At 50.3% G+C, this 19,379-nt stretch carries 20 protein-coding genes; 4 read left to right on the top strand and 16 right to left on the bottom strand.

The window, feature by feature from the left end; translation table 11 throughout:
• Positions 1-43: 43 nt before the first annotated feature.
• The 8 genes from AC53GJ_RS07375 to AC53GJ_RS07410 form a co-directional block, all read right to left on the bottom strand.
• Complete coding sequence (locus AC53GJ_RS07375) at positions 44-778, bottom strand: LytR/AlgR family response regulator transcription factor (RefSeq protein ID WP_496731940.1); 735 nt, start codon at positions 776-778, stop codon at positions 44-46.
• Entirely contained in the window at positions 756-1,925 is a 1,170-nt protein-coding gene (locus AC53GJ_RS07380) for a sensor histidine kinase (protein WP_496731942.1), read from the bottom strand. Before AC53GJ_RS07380 ends, AC53GJ_RS07375 begins: the two co-directional genes overlap by 23 nt.
• On the bottom strand, positions 1,918-3,153 hold the full coding sequence (locus AC53GJ_RS07385) for an ABC transporter permease (protein WP_496731943.1): 1,236 nt from the start codon (positions 3,151-3,153) through the stop codon (positions 1,918-1,920). Before AC53GJ_RS07385 ends, AC53GJ_RS07380 begins: the two co-directional genes overlap by 8 nt.
• A 1-nt stretch (position 3,154) precedes the next feature.
• Positions 3,155-3,886 carry an ABC transporter ATP-binding protein gene (locus AC53GJ_RS07390; RefSeq protein ID WP_496731945.1) on the bottom strand — a complete coding sequence of 244 codons (732 nt, stop codon included), beginning with the start codon at positions 3,884-3,886 and terminating at the stop codon, positions 3,155-3,157.
• Positions 3,883-5,058, bottom strand: coding sequence for an efflux RND transporter periplasmic adaptor subunit (locus AC53GJ_RS07395; RefSeq protein ID WP_496731947.1), 1,176 nt, complete (start codon positions 5,056-5,058; stop codon positions 3,883-3,885). Before AC53GJ_RS07395 ends, AC53GJ_RS07390 begins: the two co-directional genes overlap by 4 nt.
• 88 nt (positions 5,059-5,146) lie before the next feature.
• Positions 5,147-5,839 (bottom strand): YIP1 family protein, encoded by a 693-nt coding sequence (locus AC53GJ_RS07400; protein ID WP_496731948.1) that lies wholly within the window; start codon positions 5,837-5,839, stop codon positions 5,147-5,149.
• A 148-nt stretch (positions 5,840-5,987) separates the two neighbouring features.
• Positions 5,988-6,650, bottom strand: a complete 663-nt coding sequence (locus AC53GJ_RS07405; RefSeq protein WP_496731950.1) for a lytic transglycosylase domain-containing protein — start codon at positions 6,648-6,650, stop codon at positions 5,988-5,990.
• 101 nt (positions 6,651-6,751) lie between these two features.
• A complete protein-coding gene (locus tag AC53GJ_RS07410) occupies positions 6,752-7,321 on the bottom strand; it encodes a YkvA family protein (RefSeq protein ID WP_496731951.1) in 570 nt (189 codons plus the stop codon).
• Positions 7,322-7,523: 202 nt separating this feature from the next.
• Between AC53GJ_RS07410 and AC53GJ_RS07415 the strand changes: the two genes are divergently transcribed.
• Positions 7,524-8,210, top strand: coding sequence for a M24 family metallopeptidase (locus AC53GJ_RS07415; RefSeq protein ID WP_496731953.1), 687 nt, complete (start codon positions 7,524-7,526; stop codon positions 8,208-8,210).
• Here AC53GJ_RS07415 and AC53GJ_RS07420 read toward each other — a convergent pair.
• Positions 8,165-9,769, bottom strand: a complete 1,605-nt coding sequence (locus AC53GJ_RS07420; RefSeq protein WP_496731955.1) for a response regulator — start codon at positions 9,767-9,769, stop codon at positions 8,165-8,167. The genes AC53GJ_RS07415 and AC53GJ_RS07420 overlap by 46 nt on opposite strands.
• A gap of 281 nt (positions 9,770-10,050) precedes the next feature.
• On the opposite strand from AC53GJ_RS07420, the gene ahpC reads away from it, so the two are divergent.
• The 3 genes from ahpC (at position 10,051) to AC53GJ_RS07435 (ending at position 12,936) form a co-directional block, all read left to right on the top strand.
• The gene (gene ahpC, locus AC53GJ_RS07425; RefSeq protein ID WP_496731957.1) at positions 10,051-10,614 is read left to right on the top strand and encodes an alkyl hydroperoxide reductase subunit C; all 564 of its coding nucleotides are present in this window, start codon (positions 10,051-10,053) and stop codon (positions 10,612-10,614) included.
• Positions 10,615-10,888: 274 nt separating this feature from the next.
• The gene (ahpF, locus tag AC53GJ_RS07430) at positions 10,889-12,430 is read left to right on the top strand and encodes an alkyl hydroperoxide reductase subunit F (RefSeq protein ID WP_496731958.1); all 1,542 of its coding nucleotides are present in this window, start codon (positions 10,889-10,891) and stop codon (positions 12,428-12,430) included.
• A 164-nt stretch (positions 12,431-12,594) separates the two neighbouring features.
• Positions 12,595-12,936, top strand: a complete 342-nt coding sequence (locus AC53GJ_RS07435) for an FKBP-type peptidyl-prolyl cis-trans isomerase (protein WP_496731959.1) — start codon at positions 12,595-12,597, stop codon at positions 12,934-12,936.
• A gap of 94 nt (positions 12,937-13,030) precedes the next feature.
• On the opposite strand, the gene hisIE is transcribed toward AC53GJ_RS07435, so the two are convergent.
• The 7 genes from hisIE to hisD are packed head-to-tail and all read right to left on the bottom strand — an operon-like array spanning position 13,031 to position 19,376.
• Complete coding sequence (gene hisIE / locus AC53GJ_RS07440; RefSeq protein ID WP_496731961.1) at positions 13,031-13,657, bottom strand: bifunctional phosphoribosyl-AMP cyclohydrolase/phosphoribosyl-ATP diphosphatase HisIE; 627 nt, start codon at positions 13,655-13,657, stop codon at positions 13,031-13,033.
• Positions 13,654-14,427, bottom strand: a complete 774-nt coding sequence (gene hisF / locus AC53GJ_RS07445) for an imidazole glycerol phosphate synthase subunit HisF (RefSeq protein WP_496731963.1) — start codon at positions 14,425-14,427, stop codon at positions 13,654-13,656. Before hisF ends, hisIE begins: the two co-directional genes overlap by 4 nt.
• Positions 14,409-15,146, bottom strand: coding sequence for a 1-(5-phosphoribosyl)-5-[(5-phosphoribosylamino)methylideneamino]imidazole-4-carboxamide isomerase (gene hisA / locus AC53GJ_RS07450; RefSeq protein ID WP_496731965.1), 738 nt, complete (start codon positions 15,144-15,146; stop codon positions 14,409-14,411). The genes hisF and hisA overlap by 19 nt, the downstream gene beginning before the upstream one ends.
• Positions 15,147-15,174: 28 nt before the next feature.
• Positions 15,175-15,819 carry an imidazole glycerol phosphate synthase subunit HisH gene (gene hisH, locus AC53GJ_RS07455; protein WP_496731967.1) on the bottom strand — a complete coding sequence of 215 codons (645 nt, stop codon included), beginning with the start codon at positions 15,817-15,819 and terminating at the stop codon, positions 15,175-15,177.
• A complete protein-coding gene (gene hisB / locus AC53GJ_RS07460; protein WP_496731968.1) occupies positions 15,820-16,890 on the bottom strand; it encodes a bifunctional histidinol-phosphatase/imidazoleglycerol-phosphate dehydratase HisB in 1,071 nt (356 codons plus the stop codon).
• Positions 16,890-18,011 (bottom strand): histidinol-phosphate transaminase, encoded by a 1,122-nt coding sequence (hisC, locus tag AC53GJ_RS07465; protein ID WP_496731969.1) that lies wholly within the window; start codon positions 18,009-18,011, stop codon positions 16,890-16,892. Before hisC ends, hisB begins: the two co-directional genes overlap by 1 nt.
• The gene (hisD, locus tag AC53GJ_RS07470; RefSeq protein WP_496731970.1) at positions 18,012-19,376 is read right to left on the bottom strand and encodes a histidinol dehydrogenase; all 1,365 of its coding nucleotides are present in this window, start codon (positions 19,374-19,376) and stop codon (positions 18,012-18,014) included. It lies immediately after the preceding gene.
• Positions 19,377-19,379: the final 3 nt, after the last annotated feature.

Consider the following 19,379-nt stretch of genomic DNA (forward strand, 5'->3'; position numbering starts at 1 on the left):
TGGTTGATAAAGCTATCAGCGGATGAAATGTGTTGTTATCGCATTAAATGCCGCCAAATAATAGTTTCAGGTTTTGCATCTGGCGGCGGCTCACTTCGACCATAGAGCCATCCTGTAACTCGGCCAGCATAGTGCCGCTGGCGATGCCGGGCTCTAGTTGCTTGATGGCGTCAATCCGGATGATATCGGCACGGCTGGTTTTAAAAAACAGCTGCGGATCAAGCCGGTTTTCAATGCGCGATAACGAACTGAGAATAAAGCTTTTACCAAAAGGCGTGTAAACTGCGGTGTGGTTGCCAACACTTTCAAAACGACTGATTTCCTGCAATCGCACAATACGGTTGATTTCGCCAAATTTTAATAACAAGCCATGCTGCGCCGGTAAATAGTTGGCGCTGGCTGATAGGCTGCCTGATTGCTGGCTAGCCACCCGTTGACAGGCTCTTTCAATGGTTTTTTGCAGCCGCTCAGGGTCCAATGGTTTTACCAGATAATCCAATGCGTTCAGCGCAAAAGCATCCAGCGCAAAGCTGTTATAGGCAGTGCAGAACACAAATTGTAAATGCGGCGCTAATTCAGCCGCCAGCTCCAGCCCGGTGATTTCCGGCATTTGAATATCCAGAAACACTAAATCAATGGCTTGTGTTGCCAGTATTTGCCTGGCCATAGCGGCATTTTCAGCTTCAGCCACCAGCCGGATATGCGGGAAAGGGCTTAATAACCGTTTTAGTTCAGCCCTTGCCAGTCGTTCATCATCAACGATCAGGATGTTGAGCATAAGCAAACTCCATAGTGACAGTAAATTCGCCGGCTTGTTGCGGGGTGGCCGGCTGTTGTTGCCAATGCAGACTGGCCTGATCCGGCAACAGTGCCAGCTGTTGCTGCAGATTCAGCAGGCCGGTTTTGGTGCTGGCTTGCTGACTGTTAAACCGAAAACTGTTGCTGATTTGTAATTGCCAGCGCTGGTTGGCACCCAGTTGACTGCGGATGCGGATAAAACCTGGTTGGCTGTTCGGGCTGATACCATGTTTAATGGCATTTTCAATCAGCGTTAACACACTCAAGGTCGGTAACTGTGCTGACCACAGCTGCGGTTCAAATTGACAATCTAGTTGTAACCGTTGTTCCAGCCGGACTTGTTCTATTGCCAGATAACGCTGGGCAATTTGCCATTCATCCTGCAAATTGCTGAGCGGGCGTAAGTGGGCTTGCAGATGAGTGCGAAACAATTCGGCTAGTTGCGTCACAATATCGGCCGCTTTGTGCTGATCTTCAAAAATCAGTGCCCTGATACTGTTTAATGCATTAAATAAAAAATGCGGGCTTAACTGATTGGTCAACTGTTGCAGCCGGCTTTCTTCCAGTTGCAACTGCATCAGTTTTTTACTGCGGATGGTTTGCCACAGCACATAACATAAACTCCAGCCCCAGTAGATAGCAGCCTGACCCAGGCTACCAATTAAAATCAGCGAAATCAGATCAAACTGAAAGGTGGCTTTGTGGCCGGTTTCATTGTTGATAATTTCAAAACTGCTGAGATCAACTTCACCAAAAATTTTTAAGTGGGAAAGCTCAATCGACAAGGCCATCAGTACTGCGGCAATCAACCAACAATATAAGGCGAAGGTTAACCAACCCCAGCCAAACCGGCCTCTGGGCAACAATTTCAGCTTCAAATAAGGTCTGACTAAAAAATGGCAACTGAGGAAAAACAACAGCAGCTCCAGCAAAGCCCGATTTAACATACCAACCAGACTTTGTTGCAGTGTTTCTGGCGTGAGCATCGAAATCGACGTCAGCAGATGCAACAGGCTGTAAAGCGGAATACTGAACCACATCACGCGCAGGTATTGCCGGCTGCACTGAAAACTGACCTGCCAATAAGGCTGCAACTGCGCTTTGCCGCGACTTAACCAATTATTCATAACGTAATGCTTCAATAGGCACTAAGCGGGCTGCTTTGACCGCTGGTGCTAAACCAAATACCAAACCAATCAGACTGGTAAAGCCAATCGACAAGCCAATCGCCCACAGCGGTACTAAGGCACCCGGCATGGTCGGCAACAAAAATGCCACCATAGCAGCCAGCGCATAGCCTAACAATAAGCCCAATAACCCGCCAAATAACGATAACACCAAAGCTTCGACCAAAAATTGCAACAGGATAAATTGCGGAGTGGCCCCCAGCGCTTTGACAATGCCAATTTCGCGGGTGCGCTCAGTTACCGACACTAACATGATATTCATCACACCAATACCGCCGACCAGCAAGCTGATACCCACCACGCCAGCAGCGACGGCAGTGATAGAGTTAAATACCGAGTCCAGCTGTTGTTTGGTTTTTTCTGCGCTGACAAATTCAAAATGATCGGGCTCAGTGCTGGCTAGTTTGGCACGGTGGCGCAATAACTGCCGGATCTGTTGTTCAATCTGTTTGGCATCGGCCTCAGGTTTGGGCCGGTAACTGATTTCTACCATCAGGTTATCCGGGCCATTCAGCGCTTTGGCGGTGCTAAAGGGGGTGATGATGTAATTATCCTGATCAAAACCAAACAAGCTACCGCGTTTTTCTGCCATGCCAATAATCCGGAACCAGTCGCCGGATAAATTGATAAATTGCCCGACCGGATTGACCGGCATATTGAGTTTCTTCGCTACACTGGCGCCAATAAAGGCCACCCGCCGTCTTTTGGCGTCATCTTCGCTGGTCAAAAACCGGCCTTGTTGCGGATAAACCCGCACCACATTCTGGTAACTGCTGTCTGCGCCAATCAGTTGGGTTTGGGTATTACTCCGGCCATAACTGACACTCAGGCCCATACTAAAAGCTGGCATGGTCGCTGTGATATCTTCTACATTTTTCACTTTGGCTTTGAGCAACAGATAATCTTCATCCTGCAGCCTGTTACGAAAGCCAAGCAGTTCTTGCTCCTGGGTGGTGTGGGCCCGCACTGTAACCATATCACTGCCCAAATCATCCAGTTGACCGCGAATACTGGCACTTAAGCCATTCATCACTGCGACGACCGTAATGACGGACGCAACCCCAATAATAATGCCAAGGGTGGTCAGGGCGCTCCGCAGGCCATGAGCGCGGATGGACTGTACCGCCGCTTTGCTGCCTTCGAGTAATGCATGCAGAAAATGTTTCATGTCAGACCTTCAGCTTGCTGGTGGTGGTGCCGTTTTGACTGTCGGCAGCCAGTTTACCATCGACTAAACGGATCACCCGCTGACAGTGATCGGCAATGTCCTGTTCGTGAGTGACCAAAATAATGGTATGGCCCTGCGCGTGCAATTCATCAAATAACTGCATGATATCGCTGGTCGTTTTGCTATCAAGATTGCCGGTGGGTTCGTCGCCGAGCAAAATAGCCGGTTCAGTCACCAGGGCGCGGGCTATGGCCACCCGTTGCCGCTGGCCGCCGGAAAGCTGATTGGGCAAATGAGCGGTTTTATCACTCAGACCTACTTTTTCCAGCGCAGCGCGGGCGCGGCGTTCGCGCTCTTTGGCTGGCATTAATCGGTACACCAAAGGTTGCATCACATTTTGCAGTGCCGTCATCCTGGGTAATAAATTAAAGCTTTGAAAAATAAAACCGACCTGGTGATTGCGCAGCACGGCCAGTGCGGTTTCATCCAGCTCGGCGACTTTATGGCCCGCCAGCAGATATTCGCCGGCGGTCGGGGTATCCAGGCAACCCAGCAGATTCAGCAAGGTCGATTTACCGGAGCCACTTGGTCCGATAATGGCAACATATTCATTCGGGTAAATCTGCAGACTCAGTTGCTGCAGCGCATCAAAACGCTCACCGGCCATTTGATAGCTTTTGCCAATGCCCTGCAACTGGATCACAGCTCCCGGCTCTGTTGTGATGCTGTTCATAAGGTCAGCTCGGTGACTTTGACTTTGCTGCCTTCACTCAGGCTGGCCATAGTGCGGGCTGGCCCGGTGATCACTTGCTGACCTTCACTCAAACCGGATAACACCGCCTGGGCAGTATCTGTCGCCAGGCCAGGTTCAACCCTGACCTTCACGGCCTTGCCATCCTGGATTGTCCAGACAAAATAGGGCTTGCTGTCAGTCTGTCCGGCGCTGATCGTGCTTTTCTGGATGGCGGCAACCGGCACCGACAGGGTATTGGCCAGGCGCTGGGTCAGTAACTCGGCACGACAACTGATGCCGGGCTTCAGCTGTAAAATCGCCTGTTCCAGTAACACCTTAACCCGAAATGACAGTGCCTGGCTTTGCCCCAGTAACCGGGCCGAGCTGCCAATGGCAATCACTTTGCCTGCAATCGCCTGATTGGGATTGGACGCCGCAAACACGGTCGCGCTCTGGCCTAGGCTGATGGCATTAATATCCGCTTCATCGACTCTGAGTTCAGCTAAAATGGCGCTTTGATCCGCCAGTGTCATCAGATCCGAGCCAATAATATTGGTGGTGCCCGGGATCACGGTTTCACCCACTTTGACATCCACCGAAACTAGTAAACCGGCAATCGGTGCTCTGAATTCGGTTTTGTTCAGTGCATCCTGCGCCATGGCCAGGCTGGCAATACTTTGCGCCAACTGTTGCTGACTGGCTTTGATCTCAATCTGCGCCAGTCTGACTTCACTTTGCAGTAAATCGACGGTTTCCACCTGCACCAATTTACGTTGCAGCAATTGTTGCTGCCGGTTGAGCTGACGTTGCAAATTTTCCAGCCGGGCCTGATGGCTGCTGATTTCGATGCGGGAGCGGGCCACCATCGCTTCTGCTTTGGTCACCTCGGCCTGATAGGCGGTGGGGTCTAACTTGAGCAGGAGTTGATCCTTTTCCACTTGCTGGCCTTCTTCAACCAGCACAGCGGCGACACGGCCCGTCAGTTCCGAGCGGATTTGGATTTGGGTGTTATACACCAGATTGCCGGATGCCAGAATGCTGTCATCCAGTTGCCCCAGCGTGACAGCGGCCACATTAACTTCCAGCAACTGGGCTTTACTGCGATAGTGCTGTAATGCCAACACGGCGGCAAACACCAACACCAATAAGATTATTTTCACGCTTTTTGCCACGATAGCTTCCTTTTATGCCAGCAGGCGCCGCCCCGGCGCTGGGCTTAAACCGGCGGACCGCCGGGTCGCCGGTGCGAGCTGTTTAAGTTCAGATCAGCAGTGCCCAGATACCAAAAATCAGTACTAAGGGTAAGGCTGCCAGCAACAATGCTTTGGTCAGACTGAACTGACACCATTGGCGAAACGCCAGAGTCAACAACGCAACCTGCCAGAAATAAAACAGATTGAGGCTTTCAGTCAGGAAAAAATACCCATGGCTCGGTGGCAACTGCAGTAACAATTGGTTGACTGAAGCGTAATTAGCCGTCGACAGTGGCAGATTCGGGTTGTCTGCCAATAAGGTTAACAACATTAAACCTATCATATTGAGCAGCAGCGGCATTTGACTCCAGACGCTGGCGGCAAACCACTGGCTGTAGCTGAAGTTACCGGCCATTTTGCCAATTAAATGATAATAACCAGCGAAAATGGCATGCATCAGCAACGACACTACCACCACACTGACCACCCCTATGATCGGCGTGTAAGCGGCCGTTTGTGCCATCATGGCTCTGGCTTGTTCGGTTTCAGCCGGCGTTAAGTCGCCAGCTTGCAATAACTGTTGTTCCACCAGCCATTCAGCCGACATGCCACTGTAAAACAGATAAATGGCGACACTGGTCAGCACTATTTGTAGCAGCAGTGCCGGTACAATCAACGATTTTTCCCGCAGTTGTTGCCAGGCCAGATTGGGGCTGAGCAGAATGTTACTGCAGACAGACAAAAAGGTGGGGGTCGTCATAGTGATGGTCCTTCAATGAGTGAATTTTAAGCTGTTGTTGAATGTAAGTAAATTATCAACGGAACGTACCAACAGTGTGACAGACGGCAGTAGCGCCTGACCAACGGTAATTTTTCCGGCTTGATCTGCCAGTGGCTGCCAGCTTGTTTCAAGACTGATGCTCACGATAACGTTGCAATAACAGTTGCACCCGTTTGAGGTAGGATCTGGTTTCGCTAAAAGGCGGGATACCGGAAAACTTGCGAACCGCGGCCGGCCCTGCGTTGTAAGCCGCCAGCGCAAGCGTCTGATCTCCATCGAATTGTTGCAATAACGCCGCCAGATAAGCACTGCCTGCCTGAATATTCTGGTGGCCGTTAAAGCTGTTGGCGACACCATGTTGCCTTGCGGTTTCCGGCATCAGTTGCATCAATCCGCGCGCGCCTTTGCGGGACTGGGCTTTGGCCTGAAAACCAGATTCAGCATGGATCACGGCGCGGATTAAGGCAGGTTCCAGCCCATAGGTGCTGGCTGCCAATTGAATACTTTTGTGGTGTTGTCGCAGGAACAACGGCGTCTGTTGCCAATCAATAGTGGAAGCAGGTTGACAGGCATAACAATCATATTTCAGCAGCCGATAAGGTTGTTGGAGCGGAGCCCGATCGGCATAGACCACGATGCCGTTGGCTGCCGTATACTGATACACCCGGATGCTGTTATCGGCGGCGTTGCTAAAAAGCGAGATAAAACTCAGACAGAAGATAGCGCAGGACAGGGCAACTACCGGCTCGTGGTTGCCTTGTTGTGCCTGACTGACTGCTCCGTTGTCCACCGCTGACTCCTTGTGCTGACATCAGGTAGCGCCCTTGTTACCGGGCGCTGCGCTGTTTAGGTTGGCAGTAACTGCGACACATTGCAGTACCGCCTGCCAGTTTAGCCGCGGAAGCTGAATACTGAACGGAAACCGCCACCGCCAGAGCCACTACGACGTTCGGCACGACGACGACGCATCCATGAATGTAATTCCTGCCGTTTTGCTTCCAGCCAGTCGGCTTTGCTGGTGTTTGCCTCAGCGCCACGGCGGGCAATTTCCGCGCTGCGGAACTGGCAAAAATCACTATAGGCTTGTAAATCATCTTCTAAGGAGCGGGCGACCAGCTCAATCATGATGGCATCATCGAGAAATCCCAGCACAGGCACATGGTCCGCAATCAAGTCCTGTGGTTTGGCAAAATAAGCTAATGCTGCTAAAACTTCGGCTTTTTCTTCGCCGGTTAAATCCCATTCCAGATCTTCGACCAGCGCAATCAGCGTGCGCAGCTTGGCCAGCCGCTCAGCGACAAAAGCTGGCACCTGTTGTTCTACCGCATTGGCCAGCGATTTAGCAGAGGCCAGCACTTGTTCCTGGCTGAGCTGGGTTACACTGCTGTAGGTTTTTTGCATGATGCTGCGAAAATAGTCCAGATCCTGCTCTTGTAAATCAAAACTAACGGTTAAAGTCATTGTTATTATTCCCTGCCGACAAGTTAAATGATTGTATAAACGGCTTTGAGTATATGAAAGTGCCCATGCTGAAACAAGGGGCCATCCGGTTAAAATGCAGTTTAGTTTTTGGGGGTATTTTCGGCATGATTTGTATCCTTGCTTTTCGTCGTTACAGCGATGACAATTACTTAAAAAACAAATATCTATGAAGGGGTTAACGATGAAGTGGACAATTTCAGCGGAACAGGTTGGCAGCAGTTTCAGTCTGGCGCTGATGCAGCAGGCGCAACTACAGTCCTGGTTGGCGCTGCGGCAAATTGCCGCTGCTATCCGGCCAGGCATGCTGGAAAGTGAAGCCAGGCTACTGGCGAAGGATATCCTGGCTGCGCAGGGGGCGGAAAAACTCTGGCATCCGATAATCATCAGGTTTGGCGGCAATACCTGCAAAACTTACGATCAGCCGTCTGACAAACACATCCGTTTACAGGCCGATGATATCTTTTTTATTGATTTAGGCCCAGTCTTTGCGGGTCACGAAGGGGATGTCGGGGCCACTTTTGTGCTGGGTGATGATCCACAGAAACTGCAATGTGCCGCTGCCGCCAGCGCAGTGTTTCACCAGGTCAGGCAACGCTGGCTGGCCGGTGATTGTAGTGGTGCAGACTTATATCATTTTGCCAGGCAACAAACTGCCGCTCTGGGCTTTGAATTAAATTTGGCGATTAAAGGTCATCGTATCAGCGATTTCCCGCATAAACTCTATGCCGGTGGCGAACTTGCTGACATGCAGCACTTGCCAGCAGCAGGCGTTTGGGTGCTGGAAATTCAGTTGCGCCATCCGACCTTGCCGATGGGCGCTTTTTATGAGGATGTATTATTATCCACCGAATGTGCCGAGGCTTGCTGAATAAATGGTGCCGGCAACGGCACGCCACGAAACTGCGATACCGCCAATTGTTGCATCAGCGGATACAGCTGCTGTAAATAATGTTCAGCCGCGGCTGGATCTGCGCTACTCAGTCGCCAGGCAGCATGGTACATCTTGGCTGCCTGCCGCCATTCTTGCTGTTGCTGGTGGCGTTTGGCCATTTCAGCGTAACAAGTCGCTCTTTGTTCGCTGGCAATAATAAAATCAAAGGTATGGCGATGCAGGCAACCGGCAAAAACCCGGCTGCTGTTATCCAGCATCTGGTCAAAGCATTGATTGGCATAAAATAAATAATCAAAAGCAGTGTGCATCTGACCTAAGGATGCGAATACCACTGCAGCATGGCAGAGCAGGGATACGGTTTTGCCAGCTGGCTCCAGCAACTGTTGTTGTTCAGACAGTAAGGTACTGGCAGCCTGACTTTGACCAGCCAGATGATATTGATGCACTTTGAGCAGTAATAATTCCGCCTGAAAATAGCGGCTGGCCGTATCAGCTTCGATACTGTGTTGTAACTGTTGCAATTGCGCGTTGAGCTGCGCTTGATGCTGTGCGTCAGCAGAGGTCAGCAGATACAATAAAGAGCGGGCTTGTGCGACAGATAACTGGATAAATAATTTGCCTTTCACTGCCAGTCGGCGTTTACGCTCGATAAACTCAAGCGCAGCATCAATTTTACCCGCCAGCACCATCACCAGATGCACCAGCCGCACCATCTTCATGGACATGCCTACATTGGGGATTTTGCCGCTGATTTGGCAAGCTTTGCCATAATCCTGCTGCTGTAAGGCCAGATAGAGTTGCCAGACTTCGCGCCGCTCTGCATATTTAGCCAGTTCTTCCGAGCCATCCTGTAAAAATGCCTCACAACCTGCCAGATCGCCACGTTCGTAACGGATGCGAAATAACGCCCATAAAGCCCAGCCTTGTTGCTCAGCCAAAGCCGTTTTCAGCAGCGGCAACACCAGTTCAAACTTACCCAGATCAAGCAGCAGTTGAACTTTCAGTTTTTGCAGATACTGCGCCAGTCCGGGCGGGAGTTTCTGCTGCTGGGTATGCAGTAAAATTTTCAGCGCATCGCCAAAACGACGTAAGCCAGCCAGTGCCAGAATAGGCTTTAGGAATTGGCCATACATCACATGTTGTTTCAGTTGTTGATCAAGATGTTGTTTATTAAAGGGCCGCGCCAGATATTCCACCTGATGGTAGGGATATTCAATGGCGTATTGGGCCCGATCATTTTGCGCCGCTAATAGGATCAAACGGGTGCGGTTAGGTAACATACCGGCAGAAATCATTTCTTCAACGATTTCTGCCCCATTCATGCTGTCATCAATGGCATAATCAAGCAAAATAATGTCGTAGGGTAATTTTTCATTATTTTCAAACAGTTCATCAAGGCTGCGGGCGCAGCTAATCTTGCGGATACCAAGCCCGAGCAACATTTGTTTGATTAAATGCAATAATTCTTGCTCGGATTCGACCACCAGCACTTGTAATTCGAATAGTTTGCTCAAATCTAACTTAACCAGATTCACAGGCGTATCCTTAAAACCGGGACGCAAATGCCAAAAAAGCTTCATCATTCAGTGATGTACTGTGAAACAAAGCTTAGAAGGTATTTGTCGGATGCGCAAAGTGCTGATTTTAGCGGCATGATACTCAGATTTCGGTTAAAAAATGTATTTTTGATTTGTTTTATCGATTAGCGTCATTGGTTTTATTCGTTATACCTAAAATCATTGCCCCGCTAATATGTTTGCAACGCTCAGGCTTTCAGCAGAAAGTCCGGAATTAACCACAACATGGAGAAAGACCAATGTCTATCATCAATAGCAAAGTAAAACCTTTTAACGCTCAGGCTTTCCATCAGGGTAAATTTGTTTCTGTTTCTGACAAAGATTTAATCGGCAAATGGTCAGTTGTCGTGTTCTACCCAGCAGACTTCACTTTTGTTTGCCCAACTGAATTAGGCGACCTGGCTGATTTCTACCCGAAATTCCAGGAAATCGGCGTAGAAATTTACTCAGTATCAACTGACACGCACTTCACCCACAAAGCGTGGCATGACGCTTCTGAAACCATCAAGAAAATCAATTACCCAATGATTGCTGACCCAACTGGCACCATCAGCCGTAACTTCGACGTGATGATTGAAGAAGAAGGTCTGGCGCTGCGCGGTACTTTCGTCATCAACCCAGAAGGCGAAATCAAGGTTGCAGAAATCCATGACCTGGGTATCGGTCGTAGTGCTGCAGAACTGTTCCGCAAAGTTCAGGCTGCACAATACGTTGCAAACCACGATGGCGAAGTATGTCCGGCAAAATGGACTCCAGGTGAAAAAACTCTGGCGCCATCACTGGACCTGGTTGGTAAAATCTAACCTGCGTTTTGCCTGACAAAAGCCGGACATTAGTCCGGCTTTTGTATTTGTGCAGCCGGCACTTGCTGTCGCGCTCAGTGAAATAACTATCGGGCAGGAGTAGGCAACAAAATACAAACCTAATCGTTTAATTAGATTGATTGGATTGCTTTTATTCGTTATTTAAGTTTTTATTTTGCGGTTATGATGATTTCAACAGTTTAGTTGAATGCCCGGCCTGATAACAATGATCAGGACCAGAGCGACCAAATCACAGTATCAGAAGGAAATTAACATGTTAGATAGCAATCTGAAAAACACCCTGCGCAGCTACTTACAAAATTTAAAAACGCCGGTTGAGCTGGTGTTGGCCGCTGATCAATCGGAAAAAGGTCAGGAATTAAAAGCGCTGGCTTTGGATATCGCGTCTTTATCCGAACTGATGATCCTGACTGAAGTAACCAGCGCCGCGCGGGTGCCATCGATGCAAGTGCGGTCCCAAGCCAAAGGCACGGCTATTACCTTTGCTGGTGTGCCTATGGGTCACGAATTTACCTCTTTGGTGCTGGCGCTGCTGCACTCAGGCGGCCACCCAATCAAAGAAGAAGCAGCGGTGCTGGCACAGATTGCCCAGTTACCAGGCGAATTTAACTTTGATATTTATGTCTCGCTCAGCTGCCAGACTTGTCCGGAAGTGGTACAGGCGCTGAATCTGATGGCGGCAGTGAATCCGAATATCAAAACCACCATGATTGATGGCGCCGTGTTTGGCCAGGAAGTGGCTGACCGCAACATTATGGCTGTACCCACAGTATTCTTAAATGGCGAGCAATTCTCGCAGGGTGCCATTACGCTGACCAATATTTTGAATAAAGTGGATGCTTCTGCTGCCAGTCGTCAGGCTGAAGCTCTGGCGCAAAAAGACAATTTTGATGTGTTAGTGGTTGGCGGTGGTCCGGCGGGGGCGGCGGCAGCGATTTATTCAGCCCGCAAAGGCCTGAATACCGGCGTGTTGGCCGAGCGGTTTGGTGGTCAGGTGGCTGACACTGTCGGTATCGAAAATTTTATCTCAGTGAAAGAAACAGAAGGTCCTAAGCTGGTCGCCAATCTGGAAGCCCATGTCCGCCACTATGAAGTTGACATTATGAACAGCCAAAAAGCGGTTAAGCTGACGCAAAACGAGCTGTTTGAAGTCGAGCTGGCCAATGGTGCAGTGCTGAAATCAAAAACCGTGATTCTGTCGACGGGCGCGCGCTGGAGAGAAATGAATGTACCAGGCGAGAAAGAATACCGTGGCCGTGGTGTGGCGTACTGTCCACACTGTGATGGCCCTTTATTCAAGGGCAAACGGGTGGCGGTGATTGGTGGCGGTAACTCGGGAATTGAAGCCGCCATCGACCTGGCAGGTATTGTTGAGCATGTGACAGTGCTGGAGTTTGACAGCAAATTACGCGCCGATGCTGTGTTAGTGAAAAAAGCGCAATCGATGGGCAATATTGACATCATCCTGAACGCGCAAAGCACCGAAGTGCTTGGCGATGGCAGTAAAGTGACAGGTCTGAACTACACAGACCGAGTCAGTGGTGAGGCTAAACATGTGGTGCTGGCGGGTATTTTTGTCCAGATTGGTCTGGTGCCGAACACCGAATGGCTGCGTGGCACTGTGGAATTAACCCCACGGGGTGAGATTATTGTCGACAGCCATGGCCAGACCTCACTCAAAGGCGTGTTTGCGGCAGGTGACGCCACTAATAGCCCGTTTAAGCAAATTATTATTGCGATGGGTTCTGGTGCGACAGCCTCTTTAGGTGCCTTTGATTACCTGATCCGCAACTAACGATCACTGACAGAGCAATGAGTTGGAGAGCCGCAGCATGTCTGCGGCTTGTTGCTTGTGCGGATTTTCAATCGATCTGATATCTGCAGCCGTCAAACAAATAAGCTCGCCGCTTCAGGATCTGGTTGGTTATAATATTTTTTTGCCAGTGGTCAGGAGCTGACATGTTGACCGAATTGAACATAGAAGATTTAATCGAGGGGGATGGCAAAGCGGCGGTGCGCGGCGCTTTAATCACCACCCATTATCGTGGTTTTCTGGCTGATGGCACCGAGTTTGATTCTTCCTATCGTCGCAATCAAGCTTTCCAATGTGTGCTGAGCAATAACAGAGTGATCCAAGGCTGGATTTTAGGTTTGCAAGGCATGAAAACCGGTGGTAAACGCCGGTTATCGGTGCCGGCTGCGCTGGCTTATGGCGAGCGGCAGATTGGTACTATGATCCCGCCACATTCGGATCTGATGTTTGAAATTGAATTACTGGAAGTGTTAACCAGAGACGACTAGCGCATTATGGCTTGAACCCAGTAGCAGTGGTTTCGACCTGCGAGAGGATATTGCCGCAGGCAACTCACCAACCCCCCTGAGTTGCCTGCTGTTGTTATTGATGCCGGCTTTTCAGCACTTCAATCACGTCATTAAGTTGTAAGTCCTGACTGCGCAACAACACCAATAAGTGGAAGATTAAATCCGCCGCTTCGTTTTTCAGCTCGTCCCGATCGCCGGCCATGGCTGCCAGCGCTGATTCTACGCCTTCTTCACCGACTTTTTGTGCGATGCGCTTCACACCACGGGCAAACAGGCTGGCGGTATAACTCGATTTCGGATCGGCATGTTGCCGGCTGGCGATCACCGTTTCTAAATCAGTGAGAAAACTTAAGCTTGGGCTATTGGCGTTATTGTCATGCCAGCAGGTTTCAGTGCCGACATGGCAGGTCGGGCCATCCGGCAGCGCCAGCGCCAGTAAACTGTCCAAATCACAGTCAGCCGCTAAGCTTTGCAGCTTTAAAAAATGGCCTGAACTTTCGCCTTTGGTCCAAAGTCGTTGTTTACTGCGGCTGTAAAAGGTCACTTGGCCTGTTTGTAAGCTCTGGCGCAGCGCATCGCTATTGGCATAACCCTGCATCAAGATTTTGCCGGAAATGGCATGCTGGACTATTAATGGCAATAAACCATCGCTGGGCCATTTTAATAATTCGATACTATCGTTATCGATAATCATGCTCATGGCCTGATCTCCAGATTAGCGGCTAACAAAAATTGTTTTAACGCTGGGATTGCAATGATGCCTTTGTGAAACACGCTGGCGGCCAGCGCACCGTCGACATCAGCTTGCACAAAGACGTCGCTGAAGTGCTGCATTTCGCCGGCGCCGCCTGACGCAATCAACGGCACCTGACAAGCGGCTCTGACTAACTTTAATTGTTCTAAATCATAACCTTGGCGTACGCCATCTTGATTCATGCAATTCAGGACAATTTCACCGGCACCTAGTCGCTGTACTTCTTTCACCCAATCCAGTGTTTGCCAGCGGGTTTTGGCGGTACGGCTTTCGTCGCCGGTAAATTGATAGACTTGATACAAACCAGTGTCTTGGTCAAAAAAACTGTCGATACCAACCACCACACATTGCTGACCATAAGCGCGATTAAGTTCCAAAATGAGTTCAGGCCGCGCTAGCGCTGGGCTATTGATCGAAATTTTATCGGCGCCCAGTTCTAGAATGCGACCGGCATCTTCCACCGATTTAATACCACCGGCGACACAAAATGGGATATCAATCACCTCAGCGATGCGACGGACCCAGCTTTTATCGACCACCCGGCCATCGCTGGAGGCGGTGATATCATAAAACACCAGTTCGTCAGCGCCTGCTTCGGCATAACGTCTGGCGAGTGGCACTATGTCACCAATCACTTCATGATTGCGAAACTGCACCCCCTTGACCACCATACCATCCCGCACATCCAGGCAGGGGATCAGCCGTTTTGCCAGCATTGGATGGCCTCCTCAATGGTAAATTTACCTTCCAGCAATGCCCGGCCTAAAATGACGCCAGCCACGCCACTGCTACGTAAGCTGCGAATATGGTCCAGGTTGCCAACACCACCAGAAGCTTGCCACTGAATTTGCGGATAAGTTGCCGCCAGCTCTTGATAAAGCGCCACATTCGGGCCTTGTAAGGTGCCATCACGGCTGATGTCGGTGCAAAGCACATGACGGGCACCGGCAGCGATAAAACCATCCAGCACTTGCTCTAAGGTAATATTGGACGCTTCAAGCCAGCCGTGGCTCGGTAAAGTTTTTTCGCCTTGCGCATTGATGGCGACATCGAGCGCTAACACGATGCGATCGCCGCCATAGCTTTGCAGCCACTGCTGCACTAACGCCGGTTCACGAATGGCCAGGCTGCCGATCACCACTCTGCTGGCACCGGCATCAAGTAAATCCATCACGTCTTGTTCAGTACGGACACCACCGCCAAGCTGGATCGGCAGCGGTGTGTCCGACATCAGTTGTTTCAGTAAACTGAGTTGGCGCTGACTGGCATCTTTAGCGCCACTTAAATCCACCAGATGGAGCACACCGGCACCGGCTTTGGCGTATAAATCACGCAATTCAAATGGCGTTTGTGAATAGTGAGTGGTTTGGTCATAACTGCCTTGATACAGGCGTACTGTTTGACCGTCAATCAGATCAATGGCTGGGATAATCAAAATTCGATCCTTTTCATACTTTGTGCGCTTAAATCGCTGCTGTTAAATCACTGGCGCTGAGCGCAACAAAATTCTGCAATAACTTGCGGCCGACGCTGCTTGAGCGCTCCGGGTGAAATTGCATGCCCAGATAATTGCCTTTGCCGATGATGGCGGCAAAACGACTGCCATAATCGCAGCTGGCCAGCATAAATTCGCTTGGCGCCACCGCAAAGCTATGGACAAAATAGACATAATCCTCGGCGGTTAAGCCGTGCAATAATGGATGGTCTACCGTTTTATACAGGGTATTCCAGCCCATGTGGGGCAGTCGTAAACCAGCGGCTTGCAAGGGGAGCACTTGGCCTGGGATTAATCCTAAGCAAGCCACATCCCCTTCGGCGCTATAGTCGGTCATCAGTTGCATGCCTAAACAAATGCCGAGCGTGGGTTGTGCCAGGTTTTGCAGCACCGACACCAGGTTTTTTGCTTGAATATTGCTCATCGCCTGCGCCGCAGTCCCGACGCCTGGGATTATCACCTTGTCAGCACTTTGGATAGTGGCGGCATCACAGCTGATCTGCACCCGGCAGCCAAGCCGCTCGATAGCACAATACACCGAGGTGATATTGGCACAGCCAGTGTCGACAATCACCAAGGAAGTTTGGGCGTTTTTTGCAAGAATATCAGTCATTTACAACACACCTTTACTGCTCGGTAAGGCATCGCCGGTTTTTAAAATGGCCTGACCCAAAGCGCGACCGAAAGCTTTAAACAAACCTTCCACCATATGGTGTTTATTGCCAGGGCTGACCGACAAGTGCAGCGTCATCAGCATGGCATCACTGAGGCTTCTAAAAAAGTGCGGCACCATTTCCAGATTCAGCTCACCGACCAAACCAGTGCCTAACTCGGCATCGAATTTCAGCAGCGGCCGACCGGATAAATCTAAGGTGCACTCGGCGCGGCATTCATCCATCGGCAGTACAAAGCCAAATCTGTTGATGCCCCGCTTATTACCAATCGCCTGCTTCAGCGCCTGACCCAGCGCCAACGCTGTGTCTTCGACGCTGTGGTGGTCGTCGATATGCAAATCACCTGTGACGGCCACTTGCAAAGAGAAACCGCCGTGAGTGGCTATTTGATCAAGCATATGGTCAAAAAAACCAACCCCGGTGCTGATACTGTTACCGCCAGCGCGATCTAAATCAACACTGACGCTGATATCGGTTTCACGGGTCGTTCTCACCACAGTGGCTTTGCGGCCTTTGCTTAAAATTTGCCGAGTGATTTCGGCCCAGCCTAAAGTGGCGCGATCATAGCGAAAAGACGGCAGCCCCATATTTTCTGCCAACTGCACATCGGTTAATCGATCACCGATGACAAACGAATTGGTAAAGTCGATGCGGCCTTGTTGCAGGTAGTCTTTTAATAACCCCAGTTTGGGTTTGCGGCAACTGCAATTGTCGCGCTCAAAATGCGGACAAATCAGGATATCGGCAAAACGAATGCCTTGCGAATTAAGCAGCTGCATCATTTTTTCGTGCGGCGCATCAAAAGTGTCACGCGGGAAACTATCGGTGCCTAAACCATCCTGATTGGTGACCAGCACCAATTGATAACCCGCGTCCTGTAATTTTAATAACGCCGGGACTAAACCCGGCTCATATGCCAGTTTTTCCAGTGAATCCAATTGTTTATCAATGGCTGGCTCTTCGACCATAGTGCCGTCACGGTCAATAAATAAAATACTTTGGCCAGACATCAGTTGGCTCCTGTCAAATCAATATTGGAAAAATAGTTGTTCATCGCGCTTTGTAATTGCTGCATCTCGTCTGGGCTGCCAATCGACACCCGGACCACCTCAGATAAACCAAGCTGGCTGGACTGATTGCGAATTAAAATACCCTGCGCCGCAATTGCTGCCACACAAGCGGCCGCGTCATCGACCTGTAACAACACATAGTTGGCGCTGGAAGGATAAACTTGCCGCACCCCAGCTAACTGACTGACAAAAGCAATAAATTCATCGCGTAAGTTATTGATGATGCTGGCAGTTTGTTGCATCCGTTGCTGACCACTTTCGGATAACGCCAGTGTGGCAATCTCAGCCACTGGCGCTGCCAGCGGGTAGGGCGCAATCACTTGCAATAAGGTGCGAATAATCTCAGGCGCCGCTAAGGTAAAACCACAGCGTAACCCTGCCAGCGCAAAGGCTTTGGACAAGGTGCGCAGCACCACTAAATGTGGATAATCATTCAGTAAATTCAGCACCGTCGCTTGTGGCGCAAATTCGATATAAGCCTCATCCACCACCACCAGCGCTTTATCGCGATAAAAATCCAGCACCTGCAAAATTTGCGGGCGTGGAATTAAGTTGCCGGTTGGATTGTTCGGGCTACAGATAAACACCAGTTTGGGTGTCGGCGCCGCGAACATAGCTGGTAAATCTAAGCTGAAATCAGTCAGTAATGGCACCACAGTGCGGCTGACTTGCTGACTTTCCGCACTGATGGCGTACATGCCATAAGTCGGTGGGCAAATCAGCACGCTATCGCCGGCCTGACCGCTGGTTTTAGGTTCACAAAAACTGCGGATCAGCAGCTCAATGCCTTCATCAGCCCCACGGCTGACCAACAGCTGTGAAGTGTCAACGCTGGCATAACTGGCGTAGGCTGCGAGCAAAGCCGCAGGCTGACATTCCGGATATCTGTTGTAGCTGCCGGACAGCTGATAGTCAGTGGCTAAGGCATTTTCGTTGGCATTGAGCCAAACCGAACCGCCACTCATACTACGGCGGGCCGAGGCGTAAGGGATGATGGCTTTGACTGAGTCCCGTGCCAACACATGCAGCACTGGGTTCCCCTTTGATTGTTGACTGCTCATTTATTCAGTTCCTGCCGGAATAAGTTTAAAATCCTGTTGCTGGCTCGCCTGTTTATCCAGTGCCGCCAATCTGAGTTTGACTGCATTGGCGTGGGCCTGTAGACCTTCGGCACTGGCCAAGGTTACAATGGCTGGGCCAATGTTGCGCATGCCTTGCTGTGAAACCGTCTGCACCGTATAACGGCGGTAAAAATCCAGCAGGCCCAAACTGGAATGGGTGCGGCTGTAGCCGTAAGTTGGCAGCACATGGTTGGTGCCGCTGGCATAATCACCGGCCGATTCAGGTGTCCAGGCACCGACAAAAATACTGGCGGCGTTGGTCAGTTTGGCTAATAAGGTGCTGTCCTGATTGGTCTGAATAATCAGGTGCTCCGGAGCATATAAATTCGATACTTGCGCTGCGGTCATCAGATCGGGCGTCAGGATAAACCTGCTGTGATCGATGGCTTTTTTCGCGATAATAGCGCGCGGTAACACCAGTAACTGTTCATTCAGTGCAGCAATAGTTTTTTGCAGCAGCTTTTCACTATCACTGACCAGCACCACTTGTGAATCAACACCATGTTCGGCCTGCGATAATAAATCGGCCGCCACAAAAGCCGGATTGGCATGTTCATCGGCAATGACCAGTACTTCAGAAGGGCCGGCTGGCATATCGATAGCGGCTCCTAATGGATCTTGACTGACTTGCTGTTTGGCCTCAGTGACATATCTGTTGCCAGGGCCAAAAATTTTATCCACTTTGGCAATGGTATCAGTGCCATAAGCCAAAGCCGCGACGGCTTGTGCGCCACCGACGGTATAGATCTCTTTAATACCACAGAGTTGGGCGGCATAAATGATTTCTGGTGCGATATCACTGGCCTGCGGCTGACCTGGCGGTGTCACCAGTACAGTACGACGACAGCCTGCCAACTGCGCTGGCACCCCCAGCATCAGCACTGTCGATGGCAGTGGGGCGCTGCCACCTGGAATATATAAACCGACACTATCAAAAGCTGCGTATTTTAATTCACACAACACGCCCGGGCTGGTTTCCAGCCGGATATCAGTTGGCAGCTGCGCGGCATGGAAAGCGCGGATATTTTTATAAGCCAGCTCAATCGCCGCTTTACGCTCTGCGGTCAATTTACCTAACAATAATTGTTGTTGAACCAGCGATAGTTGCAGCTCATTACTGTCCACATTATCAAACTTCTGACTGTAAAACTTCAGTGCTTTATCGCCGGTATTACGCACAGCTTTAATAATGGTTCGCACTTGTTCCGGTAAATCTTCGGCATTTTTAAGTTTGGGTCTGGCCAGCACTTTTTGTTGTGCGGCTTGATCCAGACTGGCCCATTGACTGATCCTGACCTCGAGCATGAC

The sequence above is a fragment of the Rheinheimera sp. B2H12 genome (genome assembly GCF_059620065.1).

What these genes read in the sequence shown, in the direction of transcription:
- hisB (WP_496731968.1), bottom strand. Translation starts at nt 16,890, where the DNA reads ATGTCTGGCCAAAGTATTTTATTTATTGACCGTGACGGCACTATGGTC.
- AC53GJ_RS07410 (WP_496731951.1), bottom strand. Translation starts at nt 7,321, where the DNA reads ATGACTTTAACCGTTAGTTTTGATTTACAAGAGCAGGATCTGGACTAT.
- AC53GJ_RS07375 (WP_496731940.1), bottom strand. Translation starts at nt 778, where the DNA reads ATGCTCAACATCCTGATCGTTGATGATGAACGACTGGCAAGGGCTGAA.
- AC53GJ_RS07380 (WP_496731942.1), bottom strand. Translation starts at nt 1,925, where the DNA reads ATGAATAATTGGTTAAGTCGCGGCAAAGCGCAGTTGCAGCCTTATTGG.
- hisH (WP_496731967.1), bottom strand. Translation starts at nt 15,819, where the DNA reads ATGACTGATATTCTTGCAAAAAACGCCCAAACTTCCTTGGTGATTGTC.
- hisF (WP_496731963.1), bottom strand. Translation starts at nt 14,427, where the DNA reads ATGCTGGCAAAACGGCTGATCCCCTGCCTGGATGTGCGGGATGGTATG.
- hisC (WP_496731969.1), bottom strand. Translation starts at nt 18,011, where the DNA reads ATGAGCAGTCAACAATCAAAGGGGAACCCAGTGCTGCATGTGTTGGCA.
- AC53GJ_RS07435 (WP_496731959.1), top strand. Translation starts at nt 12,595, where the DNA reads ATGTTGACCGAATTGAACATAGAAGATTTAATCGAGGGGGATGGCAAA.
- AC53GJ_RS07415 (WP_496731953.1), top strand. Translation starts at nt 7,524, where the DNA reads ATGAAGTGGACAATTTCAGCGGAACAGGTTGGCAGCAGTTTCAGTCTG.
- hisIE (WP_496731961.1), bottom strand. Translation starts at nt 13,657, where the DNA reads ATGAGCATGATTATCGATAACGATAGTATCGAATTATTAAAATGGCCC.
- AC53GJ_RS07385 (WP_496731943.1), bottom strand. Translation starts at nt 3,153, where the DNA reads ATGAAACATTTTCTGCATGCATTACTCGAAGGCAGCAAAGCGGCGGTA.
- AC53GJ_RS07400 (WP_496731948.1), bottom strand. Translation starts at nt 5,839, where the DNA reads ATGACGACCCCCACCTTTTTGTCTGTCTGCAGTAACATTCTGCTCAGC.
- hisD (WP_496731970.1), bottom strand. Translation starts at nt 19,376, where the DNA reads ATGCTCGAGGTCAGGATCAGTCAATGGGCCAGTCTGGATCAAGCCGCA.
- ahpF (WP_496731958.1), top strand. Translation starts at nt 10,889, where the DNA reads ATGTTAGATAGCAATCTGAAAAACACCCTGCGCAGCTACTTACAAAAT.
- AC53GJ_RS07390 (WP_496731945.1), bottom strand. Translation starts at nt 3,886, where the DNA reads ATGAACAGCATCACAACAGAGCCGGGAGCTGTGATCCAGTTGCAGGGC.
- ahpC (WP_496731957.1), top strand. Translation starts at nt 10,051, where the DNA reads ATGTCTATCATCAATAGCAAAGTAAAACCTTTTAACGCTCAGGCTTTC.